9 protein-coding genes and 1 tRNA gene are annotated in these 13,260 nt (G+C 72.3%); 3 read left to right on the top strand and 7 right to left on the bottom strand.

Features of this window, described 5'->3' with window-relative positions; genetic code table 11:
• Positions 1-814 precede the first annotated feature (814 nt).
• The gene (locus tag RND61_RS21470; protein WP_315879661.1) at positions 815-2,185 is read right to left on the bottom strand and encodes a transcriptional regulator; all 1,371 of its coding nucleotides are present in this window, start codon (positions 2,183-2,185) and stop codon (positions 815-817) included.
• A 1,774-nt stretch (positions 2,186-3,959) separates the two neighbouring features.
• Between RND61_RS21470 and RND61_RS21465 the strand changes: the two genes are divergently transcribed.
• Both RND61_RS21465 and RND61_RS21460 read left to right on the top strand, forming a co-directional pair.
• Positions 3,960-4,760 (top strand): alpha/beta fold hydrolase, encoded by an 801-nt coding sequence (locus tag RND61_RS21465; protein WP_315879660.1) that lies wholly within the window; start codon positions 3,960-3,962, stop codon positions 4,758-4,760.
• Complete coding sequence (locus RND61_RS21460) at positions 4,757-6,418, top strand: FAD-binding dehydrogenase (protein ID WP_315879659.1); 1,662 nt, start codon at positions 4,757-4,759, stop codon at positions 6,416-6,418. Before RND61_RS21465 ends, RND61_RS21460 begins: the two co-directional genes overlap by 4 nt.
• Positions 6,419-6,581: 163 nt before the next feature.
• Here RND61_RS21460 and RND61_RS21455 read toward each other — a convergent pair.
• Positions 6,582-6,655 (bottom strand) — tRNA-Pro (locus RND61_RS21455).
• Between the two features lie 559 nt (positions 6,656-7,214).
• On the opposite strand from RND61_RS21455, the gene RND61_RS21450 reads away from it, so the two are divergent.
• Positions 7,215-8,411 carry an acyl-CoA dehydrogenase family protein gene (locus RND61_RS21450; protein WP_315879658.1) on the top strand — a complete coding sequence of 399 codons (1,197 nt, stop codon included), beginning with the start codon at positions 7,215-7,217 and terminating at the stop codon, positions 8,409-8,411.
• A gap of 87 nt (positions 8,412-8,498) precedes the next feature.
• On the opposite strand, the gene RND61_RS21445 is transcribed toward RND61_RS21450, so the two are convergent.
• Genes RND61_RS21445 through RND61_RS21425 form a run of 5 tightly spaced genes read right to left on the bottom strand, consistent with a single transcriptional unit; the run spans position 8,499 to position 12,444 of the window.
• On the bottom strand, positions 8,499-9,074 hold the full coding sequence (locus RND61_RS21445) for a GAF domain-containing protein (protein WP_315879657.1): 576 nt from the start codon (positions 9,072-9,074) through the stop codon (positions 8,499-8,501).
• Complete coding sequence (locus tag RND61_RS21440; protein ID WP_315879656.1) at positions 9,071-9,697, bottom strand: GTP-binding protein; 627 nt, start codon at positions 9,695-9,697, stop codon at positions 9,071-9,073. Before RND61_RS21440 ends, RND61_RS21445 begins: the two co-directional genes overlap by 4 nt.
• The gene (locus RND61_RS21435; RefSeq protein WP_315879655.1) at positions 9,675-10,046 is read right to left on the bottom strand and encodes a DUF742 domain-containing protein; all 372 of its coding nucleotides are present in this window, start codon (positions 10,044-10,046) and stop codon (positions 9,675-9,677) included. The genes RND61_RS21440 and RND61_RS21435 overlap by 23 nt, the downstream gene beginning before the upstream one ends.
• A 3-nt stretch (positions 10,047-10,049) precedes the next feature.
• A complete protein-coding gene (locus RND61_RS21430; RefSeq protein WP_315879654.1) occupies positions 10,050-10,484 on the bottom strand; it encodes a roadblock/LC7 domain-containing protein in 435 nt (144 codons plus the stop codon).
• A gap of 7 nt (positions 10,485-10,491) precedes the next feature.
• Complete coding sequence (locus tag RND61_RS21425; protein WP_315879653.1) at positions 10,492-12,444, bottom strand: ATP-binding protein; 1,953 nt, start codon at positions 12,442-12,444, stop codon at positions 10,492-10,494.
• Positions 12,445-13,260 lie beyond the last annotated feature (816 nt).

Below are 13,260 nucleotides of genomic sequence, written 5' to 3'. Positions count from 1 at the left end.
ACCGTGACCCGCTCGACTGCGGGCGGGTTCCTCCTCCGGCCCGACCGGCGGGGCGGCCTCCGCTCCGGCCGCACCCGTGGGACCCGGCAGGACGACGGGGCTCCCCCTGCGGGATGTCCGCGCCGACCGCCAGGTCCAGGTCCGTGGGACCCGGCAGGACGACGGGGCTCCCCCACCGGAAGGGCTGCCGAACCTCGATCGTCCCATGGGCTCACGGCGCGGTACCCGCGGTACGGGGGCTCCGCTCAGGAGGGCTCCGTCAGGTTTCACCGCCGGGCCCGTCCGGGAGCACGGGGGACGCGTGAACGCGTGGACGCGCACGAAGTGGACCGCGTACGGGTGAAGTCGGCGTCGTACGCCGCTGATGTGCCGGTTCCCACGGCGCGTGGCGGGGTGAGGTCGTGCAGGCGGGCGGTGCCGAGCGCACCGTCGCCCCTGAGGCGGCAGCCCCGGAGGATCTTCCAGGTGCTCGTCCGCGCGGAGGCGTGCCTGACGCGGGGCGGACCTCGTGAGGGGAGGCGTGGCGTCCCTCCTTCCGGGCCGGACGCCCCCGCCCGGCCGCGTTCGCAAGGGTGGGGAGGGCCGGAGCGGTGCCCCGGCGACCGCCGTCCGCGATCACCGTGGTCAGGTCGACGACGCCCTTCGCACCGGGCGGCGCCCATGCCCCGCGGCCGTCGCGGCTGCCCGGCAGCGGCCGGCCGACCACGGGGCCCGGGCGGGTGCCGGCGTCGACGACGGCCTGGTGGCCGGTCGGGCAACGGCAGTCCCTCGGCTGCTCGGCGACCGTGGGGTCGCGGGTGGGAGGGAGCCGTGGTCAGTGCTCGTCCGCCGGACGGAGGCGGTGGGCTTCCTCATGCCGCCCCAGCGCCTCCAGGCGACCGCGGAAGGCTTCCAGGCGTCTGGCGCACTGCACGGAGCGCACCCCGCCCAGCACCTCCACGGCTTGTGCCGCGGTGCCGCAGCTCCGCTCCACCTCCCCGAGCTGCAGCTCCACCGATGCCAGGAGCAGCAGCCTGAGAGCGCGGCGCCGGGCCTTCGGCGCGCCTTCCCGCAGCGCCTCCTGCGCCCACCGGACGGCGGCTTCGGGCCGGCCCAGGTCCTGGTAGCAGTGCGCCAACTCCTGCGCCAGGTACGCTCGGTCGACGTGGGGGATCCCTTCCTGGCGCTCGTGCGCGTCGGGACCGTCACCGTTCAGCGCTTCGAGTACCTGGTCGGCGGCCTTCTCGCAGGCGCCCGCGTCTCCCAGAAGGGCGTGGCCGCGGGCTTCGGCGGCGTAGAAGACCGCCCGAGAGGTCGCAGTGGTCCGTCGTTGCGTTCCTTCCCGGGCCACCTTCGCGAGCTGAACGGTCTCGCCGGGGTTGTCGAGCAGCAGGGCCACGTGCCCCATCCCCGACGCGAGCACATAGCCTCCGAAGACGCGGTCGTCCGCCGCCTGCGCCAGGCGCAACGCCTGTATGTAATAGCGCTGGGCGAGTCCGAGCTGCCCGGTGTCGACCGTCATGTAGGCGGTGAGCTCCGTCAGCCGCGCGACGGCGCCGAGCAGGAGCCGCCCGGTCGACTCCCGGTACGGGCCCGCGAGCAGCCCGGAGACGACGCTGTCCAGGTAGCGCACGGCGACCGGGCGTATGTGCCCGCTGCCGAAGCTGTGGTCGAGGTCGGTCAGGGCGGCGGTGGTCGCCCGCACCACCTCGATGTCCGCCGGGCCGACCGCGGGGACGCCCTTGACCGCGACACTGGGGTCCGGCTCGGCGATCAGCCAATCGCGGCTGGCCTGGACGAGCACGGAGGTGGCCAGCCGCTCCCTGGTCACCAGACCGCTGTACTTGGTGTCGCTGCGCCACAGTGCGCACGCCTGCTGGAGGGCGCCCGCCACCGTCGGCTCGAACCGCAGTCCCACGGTGGGGGCCAGCCCCGGGCCCGTGCTCATCCCTATGTCGTCGACGGTCACCGTACGGCCCAGCTTGCGCTCCAGCGCCTCGGCGATGATGGCGGGGGCGCGACCGCGGGGTTGCTGGCCCCGGAGCCACCGCGCCACCGACGTCTTGTCGTAGCGCAGATCGAGTCCGTGCTCGGCACCGCAGGTATTGACCCGGCGGGCAAGTCCCGTATTCGAACATCCCGCTTCTTCCATCACGGCCCTCAGCCGTTCGTTGGCCTCACGGCCAGCACGCGGTGCTACGGCCATATTCACGTCTCCTTCTCAGGACCTGTATCGGGGATAGGTACCCGTCGCCGAGCCGCAACAGCCCTGCCAGGGGCTTTTGGCCAATTCCGGATGGGCCGATTCCGGACGCATCCAACGGCAAGCAGATATCGATTTCGGCGGGTTGGCCGCCTGCATCGCAAGAACTAACCAGAATCGATTTGATTCGATGGACCCACCGTCACATCACTTCACATCGAAGATGCGTGCCGTCCGCATCCGCGTCGATCCAGCGGCCGCGTTCTGGATTTTCATCCGTTCTTTTTCCGAGCCATTGGCCTTCAGGCGAGTGGACACGCTTGGTGCCGCGAAGGCGCCGCGTGGTCCCCGAGTTCACCCGCCGTCGACAACGCCGGAACGGTCCGACGGGGCGCGAAGCCCTTTCACCCGGTGGGACGGGCGGGACCCGAGGCGGCGGCTCATTCGCCGCGGCGCCTGCGGCCACGGTCCCTTCGGCCGCAGGCCCGGAATTCGAGAGCGACGGATCCGCGTCGTCCTCCCGGCACACCGGGCGGCGTTTCTTCCGACCCGCCCGTGGTTGCCGTACGCACGCACCGCTCGGGCCTTCCTCGCCCCGGTGCCCGCCGCCGGCCCGACCGGACCCAGGAATCGGCGTGCCTCGTTTGTCCCGACAGCCGAAGAAACGGGGGTGCTCCTCGCGCTGCCCGGTGGCGTAAAAGGCGGATGGAACAGTTTCTTGGGTCCAGCGGCCCCTCCTCGCCCGGAACACGGTCCCCACCCACCCCATCACGACTCGGTCGACAATGGTGACGAGCCATGACACATGATTGGTCATTGGCACTAGTGGACGATAGACGTACGTTCGGGGCAACCCTGCTGCAGGGGCGCATAGAAGGCTACTGGCATCCTTTGGCGCACATGCTAGGTGAGTAGTACTCGTCGGTATGCACTTCGGAACGCGTGCCCCCTCACGACGTGTCCCACGAGTCACACCAGGGGCCACCGGTGACACGGGCCGGGTGACCGTACGCACGCGCGCGCGGACCACCGCGCCGCCCGTCGTGCGGCATGCGCCGGGCCCCGGCCCGCCCCGCGGTACGGCGTCCCCCGTGCAAGCCTCGCGAGGACCGGTCCGCCGGACGCCGGGCCGGGAGAGCCGTGCGGTGACGCGGCAGTGGAAGGCGCCTCCGCGCCGGGGCCGCCCCGCGCGACCGGTGCGGCGCGCGCGTCACCGCGGGCCGGCGTCCGCCTGCCGTGCGTCGCCGGCCGGGCCGCGCCCGGTACGGCCACCGCGGTGCACCGGCGGTGTGCGCGCGCGGATGCCGCGGCACGCGCAGGCGTGCACGCCACGGGGCGGGGCCGCTTCCGGCCCCGCCCCGTGCGCCTGCCGGCGTCGACAATCCGAAACTAGGGTGCCGTACACCCGCACACCCGGCCCATCGGAAAGGGACGCCGCGGTGGGTGCACGGGGATGTGGTTTCAGGTCTCGCCGCACGACTTCCGTTCCACTTCCGCACGGGAAACGCCCGCTCCGGCCCGAGCTCGGCCCCCTTTCACCCGCAGTCCGCCGGTCATCAACCCATCCACCGTGGCCCGGCATTGAAGAAAACACGTCGTTTCCTCCGGCGGTACGGCATTCGATCACGCTGGAACGTGCCACACCCACGCCCACGACACGAGACGGGACACCGTAATGAACAAACCCCCCGCCGCACCAAGGGAAAAAGTGGCGGAGCACTGGACCGACGTAGAAGGAACAGCGGTCCGGTACCTCGAAGCCGGGCGGGGAGACCCGGTGCTGCTGATACACGGCGAAGGCAGCGTCTCCGAACAGTGGTACGACATTCTCCGGGGCCTTGCCGGAAGCCACCGGACCATCGCCGTGGACCTGCCGGGATACGGCCACAGCGAACCGATCCGGAGCGCCGGTCCCGAAGCGATGGCCTCCTTCCTGTGGAAGTTCGCCCGAGCGGTCGGCGCGGAGCGGCCCGCGGTCGTGGGGCACTCCTTCGGAGGCGCCGTGGCCGTCCACATGGCCCTGCAACGACCGGACCACGTGCCGTCCCTCGTCCTGGTGGACTCCGCCGGCATGGGGCGCGCCATCAACCCGGCCATGGTGGTGCTGGCCGTCACGCCCCTGGGTGACCTGACGAAGTGGCTGATCCCCCGCCTGACCTTCGGACCTCGCCTGCTCGTGGTCTCGGTGGCGGTGATATCGGCCTGCCGCCCCTGGCGCGTCCCGCGCCCCTGGTGGTCCAGCCAGACCAAGGCCGTCTCCTCACCCGAGGCCCTGCCCACCACCCTGCGTTCGCAGCGCTCCTCGGTGGGGCCGCTGGGACAGAAGAACCTTCTCCTCGGGCGGTTACCCGAACTGCCGATGCCGACCCTGGTGGTCTGGGGCCTCCAGGACCTCTTCATACCTTTCTGGCAGGGGATCGCCGCCCGGCGCCGCCTGCGCGACGGGCGTCTGAAGCTGGTCCCCTGCGCCGGCCACCTGCTGCCGGCGGAGGCCGCCGGTGAACTGCTGAAAGCCGTCCGCCCCTTCCTCGCCCACTCCACCGGGGCGGCGGCGGCCGAAGGAGGACTGCGACGGTGAACACCGAAGCCGATGTGATCGTGGTGGGATCGGGCCTGGCCGGTCTGGTCGCGACATACGAGTTGACGCGCGCCGGACGGCGCGTGGTCATCGTCGACCAGGAGAACCAGAACAACCTCGGAGGCCAGGCCTTCTGGGCTGAGGGCAGCCTGTTCCTGGTCGACAGTCCCGAGCAACGCCTGCTGGGCATCAAGGACTCCCGTGAACTGGCCCTGTCCGACTGGCTGGCCTCGGCCGGGCACGACCGCGACAGTGAGGACCGGTGGGCCCGCAGGTGGGCCGAGGCCTATGTGGACTTCGCCGCCGGGGAGAAGCGCGACTACGTGTACCGGCTCGGGCTGCGCCTGCTGCCCCTCGTCGGGTGGATCGAGCGGGGGGAGGGAACCGCGACCGGTCACGGCAACTCCGTCCCCCGGCTCCACTACACCTGGGGAAGCGGACCGGAAGTAGTGCGGACGTTCCGCAAACCGGTGCTCGCCGCCGCCACGCGCGGACTGGTCACCTTCAAGTACCGGCACCGGGTGGACGAACTCGTCATCGAGGGCGGGGCCGCGGTCGGCGTGCGGGGAGCGGTGTTGGAGCCCTCGCGGGAGCCGCGCGGCGTGCCCTCCTCCCGGAAGGAGACCGGGAGGTTCGAGATACGTGCGCAGGCGGTGCTCATCGCCTCCGGCGGCATGGGCGCCAACCACGACCTCGTGCGCGCCCACTGGCCGACCGACCGCCTCGGCCCGGCGCCGGCGACGATGCTCACCGGTGTGCCGGCGCACGTCGACGGACGCATGCTGCAGATCACCGAGCGCGCCGGCGGTTCGGTGGTCAACCTCGACCGCATGTGGTTCTACAACGAGGGCATGAAGAACTGGGCTCCCGTGTGGCCCGGCCACGGGGTGCGTCTCCTGCCCGGCCCGTCGCCCCTGTGGCTCGACGCGACGGGGCGGCGGCTTCCCCCGCCGCTGTTCCCCAGCCACGCGTCCCTGGCGACGCTGCGGCACCTCAGGTCGACCGGTCACGACCATTCGTGGTTCATCATGACCCACTCGATGGTGGACAAGGAGTTCGCACTGTCGGGATCCGATCAGAACCCCGACCTGACCGGCAAGAACTGCCTGCTTCTGCTCCAACGGTTCAAGAAGAGCACGATGGCGCCGGTACGCGCGTTCATCGAGAACGGCGAGGACATCCTGGTGAGCCGTACGCTCTCCGAGTTGGTGGAGGGCATGAACGCCCTCACGCCCGAACCACTCCTCGACTACGCGCGCGTGGAGCGGGAGGTGGTGGCCCGCGACCGGCAGGTGGCCAACGACTACGGCAAGGACATGCAACTGATGGCCGTGCGCAACGCACGGGCGTACCTGCCGGAGAAAGCGGTCCGGATCACCGCTCCGCACCGCCTGCTCGACCCGGCCCACGGTCCACTGGTCGCCGTACGACTGCGTCTGCTCACCCGCAAGACACTGGGCGGAGTGCAGACCACCCTCGGCTCGCAGGTCGTGCGGCCGGACGGGACGACTTTCGACGGTCTGTACGCGGCGGGAGAAGCAGCCGGATTCGGCGGCGGAGGGGTACACGGGTACAACGCCCTGGAAGGGACCTTCCTCGGCGGGTGCATCTTCTCCGGCCGGGTCGCCGGCCGTACGCTCGCCCACGACCTGGCGTGAACCGCCCCGGACCGTCGGCGAGCACCGGGGGGACTCTCCCGCCCCGATCGTCGTCGCCTGCTGACGCCGGTCGGGGAGCACCGGTCCCCACCGACCCCCAAGAATAATCAAGAGGCCGCTTCGGATTACTCCGAAACGGCCTCTGACCTGCGACTCTTTCGAGTCGGGACGACAGGATTTGAACCTGCGACCCCTTGACCCCCAGTCAAGTGCGCTACCAAGCTGCGCCACGTCCCGATGCCCGTCTGACCTGGGGTTTCCCCGGCCCGGCGTGCATGAGAACAATACCGCACTCCGAGCGGTGATCACTAACCACTTCGGCGGAGGGCGCGTGTCGGGGCCGCCGGGGCGCACGCCCCGAAGGCCGCGCGCACTGGATGCGCCCTCTCGTGCATCCGAGCGCCTCCCCCGGCTTCGGGCGCCGGGCGCCGGGGAGGTCGCCGTCCGGCGCCGGACGGCGCGTTCCGGCCCTTCGGTCCACTCCGGCGGCCGATCGGAGGGCCGCACATTTGTGCGGAACGTTCGGCCCGGCACCGCCGCCGCACCCTTGCCCTTGGCATGTGGCAGGAGGGCAGGCGGGGAATGCCCCACGGAGGGACGGCCGCCCGACCCGACGCCATGCACAGCCCTCTTCGAACGTCAATGGATCTTGTTTCGGACAATGTTCAGGACCGTGTTGAACCGCCCCCGGGAGATCAACACCATGAGGTGTCTGCCTGCTCGGGAGGGGAGCGCTACCGATGCACCACCTGCTCGAACACCCACACGAGCAGGCGTTTCGCAGAGGAGGGCTCGCATGGACGGCTATTTCGCCGGTCGGCTGCACCACCAACTCAGGCAGCAGGTGAGAGACTTCGCGGAGGCCGAGGTCCGGCCACGGATTCCCGCCATGGAGGCGGCCCGCTCCGTGCACCACGAACTGTCCCGGCTCATCGCCCGCCAGGGCTGGCTGGGCGCGACGATCGGCACGGACCTGGGAGGGATGGGCGTCGGCCATCTCGGCAAGACGATCATCATCGAGGAGCTGTCCCGTGTGAGTGCGGCGATGGGCGCGATGGTGCAGGCGTCCCAGTTGGGCGTCGCGAAGATCCTGCACTTCGGGAGCGACGAGCAGAAGAAGACCTGGCTGCCGCTGATAGCCGCCGGTGAGTGCCTTCCCACGATCGCGGTGACCGAGCCGGAGTCCGGCGGCCACGTGCTGGGCATGGCGGCCACCGCCGTGCGCGACGGCGACGACTACGTCCTGACCGGCCGGAAGGTCTTCGTCGGCAACAGCCACGTCGGGGACCTGCACGGCGTCGTCGTGCGCACCGGCCCCGGCCCCAGGGGGCTCACGGCGTTCCTGGTGGAGGCCGACCGGCCCGGCCTGCACGTCGGTGGCGAGAGGCCGACGATGGGCCTGCACGGCTTCGGCTTCGGCGAGTTGTCCTTCGACGGCTGCCGCGTTCCGGTCGCCAACCGGCTCGGCGAGGAGGGCAACGGGTTGGCCGTCGCGTACTCCTCCAGCGTGCTGTACGGGCGGGCGAACCTGACCGCGGTCTCCCTGGGCCTGCACCAGGCGATCCTGGAGGAGACCACCCGCTTCTGCGAGGAGCGCCACCGCTACGGCCAGCCGCTGCACGCGCTGCCGTCGGTGAAGCTGAAGCTGGGCCAGTTGCAGTCGCGGCTGATGACGGCCCGGCTCACCGCCTACCACGCCGTGCACCTGCTGGACCAGGGGCTGCCCTGCGACGCGGAGCTGATGAACGCGAAACTGGTCAACGTCGAGTGGGCCCTGGACTCGGCACGGAACGCGATGGAGATCCACGCGGCGGCCGGACTGTTCACCGACCGGCCCATCGAACGCTACCTGCGCGACGCCCACCACCTCTTCGCCCCGGCCGGCACCTCCGACGTCCAACTGCTACGACTCGCGGAAGTGGCACTCGGCACGACGAAGGGCCAGTGGTCAAAACGACTCGCGGACGTCGTACGGATGGAGCCGGTCCCGTAGCCGGACCGGACCGGGGCGCGGCCCGGATCCGGACACGCGGCGTCCCCGAGGGTCCCGTGCACCCTCGGGGACGCCGCGCGGAACGCGTCAGACGCGGCTGTCCTCGCGGCGGTGGATCTGCTCCACCAACTCCGCCGCGAGCGACTTGATGGTCTCCAGGCCGGCCCGCCCCCACGGCCGGGGCTCGGTGTCCACGACGCAGATCGTGCCCAGGGTCGTGCCCGTGCGGTCGATGAGCGGCGCGCCCAGGTACGAGCGGATGCCGATCTCGTCGACGACCGGGTTCCCGGCGAACCGCGGGTAGTCGCAGACGTCCTCCAGGACCAGCGCCTTGCGGCGGACCACCACGTGCGGGCAGTAGCCGTGGTCGCGGGCCATGTAGCGGCCGACCGCGCCGCCGGCCGCGGCGAGGTCCGGGCCGGAGTGGGTGCCCGAGTGCGTGCCCGTCGGAGTGTGCAGGCCGGCGAAGAACTGCCGGTTCTCGTCGATGAAGTTGACCATCGAGTAGGGCGCGCCGGTCACCTCGGCGAGCCGGTCGGCGAACGCGTCGAACGCGGGCTCGGGGCGTTCCCCCAGGCCCAGTTGGCGGAGTCGCCGCACGCGGGCGGGCGCCTCCTGGTCGACGGGGGTGAGGAGGAGGTGCCCGGTCGGGTCGTAGGTCATGCGGGTGCTCCGTAGCTCGGCGCCGGTGCCGGGGCCGGATCGGTGGTCAGCAGGTGCTGGACCAGGGTGACGAGGGTCTGGGTCCCCGAGGCGGCGACCCGGGCGTCGCACAGCACGACCGGCACCTCCGGCCTGAGGTCGATGGCGGCGCGCACCTCTTCGGGGTCGTAGCGGTAGGCGCCGTCGAACTCGTTGACGGCGACGACGAAGCGGATGCCGCGCCGCTCGAAGAAGTCCACGGCCGAGAACGACTCCTGCAGGCGGCGCGTGTCGGCGAGGACGACCGCGCCGAGGGCCCCCTCGGACAGCTCGTCCCACATGAACCAGAAGCGTTCCTGGCCGGGGGTGCCGAACAGGTACAGCACGTGCCGCGGGTCGAGGCTGATGCGGCCGAAGTCCATCGCGACGGTCGTGGTGGTCTTCGACTCGATGCCGTCCAGGCGGTCGGTGGCGGCGCTCACCTGGGTGAGCAGTTCCTCCGTGCTGAGCGGTTCGATCTCGCTCACCGCGCCGACGAAGGTCGTCTTGCCCACCCCGAAGCCGCCCGCGACGAGGATCTTCAGGGCGGTCGGGAAGACGTCCTCGGTCACGGCCCGGGGTTCAGAGCCGTCGTCGTAGGCCATCGAGCACTGCCTCCAGCAGGGAACGGTCGGTGGTGTGGTCGTGGGGTCGGGGTTGCCGCGCGGTCAGTGCTCCGCAGTCCACCAGGTCCGAGAGGAGCACCTTGGTGACGACCGCGGGCAGACGCAGGTGCGCGGCGATCTCCGCGACCGACGTCGGCCCCTCGCACAGGCCGAGGGCCGTGGTGTGCTCGGGGCCGAGGGGCGCCGGCGGCGCCGCCCCGGTGGCCATGACGAGCGACAGCAGGTCGAGCGCGGCCGTGGGCCGGGTGCGGCCGCCGCTCACCGTGTACGGGCGGATGAGGCGGCCGGCCGCGTCGTCGAGCCACGGCCCGTCCTGTCGGAACGGCATGGCTCAGCGCCCCGGGGCGGCGGGCACGGCGGCCGTCCGCCGGGCCGGTGTGACGAGGTACGGCCGGACGCTCTTGACCAGCATCGCCATCTCGTACCCGAGGACCGCGGCGTCCGTGCCCCGGCCCGCGACGACGGCGAGGCAGGTGCCGGAGCCGGCGGTGGACACGAACAGCAGGGTGTTGTCGAGTTCGACGACGACCTGGCGGACCTCGTCGCCGTCGCCGAAGCGGGCTCCGGCGCTGCGGCCGAGCGAATAGAGGCCGGAGGCCAGGGCCGCCATGTGGTCGGCGCTGTCGGGGTCGAGGCCGTGCACCGATTTCACCAGGCCGTCCGAGGAGAGCAGAACCGCGCTGCGGGTGTGGGGGACCCGCTGGACCAGGCCGCCGAGCAGCCAGTCGAGATCGGGGGCGTGGCCGTTCGGCACATCGCTCGCCATGGTGCATCTACTCCTTGTGGGCTTCGTCTTGTCGCTGCGGTTCGACGGGGCTGGCGGACGGGGCGGGGAAGGGCGGCGGCATGGCCTCGGCGAGGCCGATGCCGCGCTGGAACGCCGCCATCAGTCCCGGGTCGTGCAGGGCGTGGTCGTCGTGGTGGCGCCGGACGGGCTCGTCGCGCAGTTGCGGGACGAGGTGCTCCTGGGCGCGCCGCTTGGGCAGCCGGGGGCGTCCGTCCTGGCCGTGGCCGGGGTCGTCGGCGGGGGGCGGGGGCGGTTCCGCGGCGGGCCGTACCGGGTCGGGGCGGATCGGGTCGGGGCGGATCGGGTCGGGGCGGACCGGGTCGGGGCGGACCGGCGGGGATGGCGCGTGGTCCGCGGGGACCGGCTGGTACCGCGCCGGTTCGGGACGGGCCGACCCGGGGTGGCCCGGGTCGGGACGGGCCGGTCCGGGGTGGGTCGGGGCCACGGGGTCGTGCGGGTCGGGGCGTTCGCCGCGTACGGGGAGGGGCGCCGGCCCCTGTCCCGCCCGGGGCGCGGGGGCCGCGTGGCGCGGTTGGCGCGGCAGGCGGTCGCCGGCGGTGACGGGCGCCCGTACGGGGCCGGGGGCCGCGTACGGGGCGGGGATCGCCGCCGGTGGGGCCCCGGTCGGTACGGCGCCCACCGGCGTGGCCGTCGCGTCGCCGGGCGTGCCGGGCCGCGGCCGGCCGGGTTGGTGCGGGTTGGCCGGATCGGCGCCGAGGAGGCCCTGCGGGATGACCAGGACGGCCTGCACGCCGCCGTAGATGTTGGACTGGAGGCGTACGGCGATGCCGTGCCTGCGGGCCAGGGCGGAGACGACGTACAGACCGATCCGGCCGTCCTGGAGCAGGTGTGCCACGTTGACCTGGTCGGGGTCGCAGAGCAGGGCGTTCATCTTCTCCTGCTCGGCGTGCGGCATGCCCAGGCCCCGGTCCTCGACCTCCACTGCGAGCCCGGCCGTGACGTACTGGGCGCGGAGCAGGACCGTGGTGTGCGGGGCGGAGAACAGCGTGGCGTTCTCGACGAGTTCGGCGAGGAGGTGGATGACGTCGGCGACGGCGTGGCCGCGCAGGGTGCCGTCGATCGGCGGGACCAGCTTGACGCGGGGGTACTGCTCGACCTCGGCGATGGAGGAGCGCAGGACCTCGGTCATGGTGACCGGGTTCGACCACTGGCGGCGCGAGATGGCGCCGCCGAGGACGGCGAGGTTCTCGGCGTGGCGGCGGACGCGGGTCGCGAGGTGGTCGACGTGGAAGAGGCCCTTGAGCAGCTCGGGGTCCTCGACCGCGTTCTCCAGCTCGTCGAGGAGCTGGATCTCGCGGTGGACGAGGGACTGGAGGCGCCGGGCGAGGTTGACGAAGACCTCGACCTTCTGTTCGTCGCCGACGCTGCTGGAGAGGCGGGACGCCTGGACGACGGCCGTGACGGCGGCGTCGTGGGCGCGGCCGATCTCGTGGCCGAGCAGGTCGAGGTCGTCGCCGCCGGGGGCGGGCGGAGGGGTCTGCCGGGCCGGTGGCCGCTCGCCGCGGCGCAACTGTTCGACGATGCCGCGCAGTTCGTTCTGGTGGCGCACGGCGGTGCGGCGCAGGGCGTTGCAGCGGTCCAGTACGGAGCGGGCGGCGCGGTCGGCGCCGAGCGCCGCGGTGGCCACGGCCGCCACGGCGAGGGCGGCGGCGCCGACCAGGACCGCCCAGAGCGTGGCGGTGGGCCGGGCTCCGGTGGAGTGCAGGGTGAACAGGACCGCGACGGTGCCGCCGAGCGCGGCCACGGCGGCCGGCAGCACGGAGACGCGCAGCAGACGCGGACGTATGCGCGCGTCCGGAGGGGGCGTGACCGGGTGCGGGCCGCCGGGGTGCGGCAGGATGCGGGCGCCTGACCGGCCGTGCCGCCCGCCGCCCTCACGGCGGTCGGGCCGCGCGGCGGGTGCGCGAAGTGGAGACATCAGTGTCCTTGGTACGTGGGTCCCAGGGAATCGGTGCATTTCGGTACCGAACGGATATTTGACATCGCGTGAAGAGGACCAGCCACTCGCCCGATGAGCTCACCGTTCATCACCGGACACACACGGTAGTCGCCAACCGTTCACGGACGGTGGGCTGTTGTCAAACTCGCCCGCAGCTCGTCCCGCTCTGGTATGAGGGGTCGCACGGATGCCCGATGCCCGGGAAGCGCGTTCCGGACGCCCTGGCCACTTGCCGCGCGACACACCGGACAGCCCGGTACGAGTGTGCGCCGGGCTGCCGGGAGAACCCTCTCCCCCAGTCGGACGAGTCCGATGCCCGTGCCGGCCGCAGCCCTGGCGGAGGGCGCCCGTCGGCTCGCGCGCGACTTCCGATCCGGACGTCCTTCCCGCGGCGCCGTACGCGTTCGCCGACGACCACGTGGCCCCGCGTCACCGGATGGGACGACCCCGGAACCGACAGACGGCGAACTGCCGCGCCGCGCGGCCGCCCGGGACCCGCCCGGCTTCCCCTCCGTCCGGCACCGGCCCGTGCCTCACCCCCGCCACGCGCGGAGCAATGACCTCCGCAGCTCAAAGGCGACCACGTTGACCGTGCCGGGCCCCGGGTCAGGGTGGGGCACAACGCTCCCCGGGCCGTCCCGAACCGGGACCACCACCCGCAGTGCGTCGGCGACCGGCTTTCGGGAGGGCCGCGATCACCCCGCGATCGAGCGGACCGCCGACCGGAAGCGGAGCCGACCAGCCGTGCATCCTCCCCCTCTGCACAGTTCCGGTCCTCACGTGTGGCGTAGGCCA

It is taken from the genome of Streptomyces tamarix (assembly GCF_032423885.1).
GTDB lineage: Bacteria > Actinomycetota > Actinomycetes > Streptomycetales > Streptomycetaceae > Streptomyces > Streptomyces tamarix.
Note: the sequence above shows the minus strand (reverse complement) of the source record. Positions and strands in the feature narration are given on the sequence as shown.

Coding starts and splice junctions, on each gene's coding strand:
- RND61_RS21470 (WP_315879661.1), bottom strand. CDS start 2,185: ATGGCCGTAGCACCGCGTGCTGGCCGTGAGGCCAACGAACGGCTGAGG.
- RND61_RS21425 (WP_315879653.1), bottom strand. CDS start 12,444: ATGTCTCCACTTCGCGCACCCGCCGCGCGGCCCGACCGCCGTGAGGGC.
- RND61_RS21440 (WP_315879656.1), bottom strand. CDS start 9,697: ATGGCCTACGACGACGGCTCTGAACCCCGGGCCGTGACCGAGGACGTC.
- RND61_RS21450 (WP_315879658.1), top strand. CDS start 7,215: ATGGACGGCTATTTCGCCGGTCGGCTGCACCACCAACTCAGGCAGCAG.
- RND61_RS21435 (WP_315879655.1), bottom strand. CDS start 10,046: ATGCCGTTCCGACAGGACGGGCCGTGGCTCGACGACGCGGCCGGCCGC.
- RND61_RS21445 (WP_315879657.1), bottom strand. CDS start 9,074: ATGACCTACGACCCGACCGGGCACCTCCTCCTCACCCCCGTCGACCAG.
- RND61_RS21430 (WP_315879654.1), bottom strand. CDS start 10,484: ATGGCGAGCGATGTGCCGAACGGCCACGCCCCCGATCTCGACTGGCTG.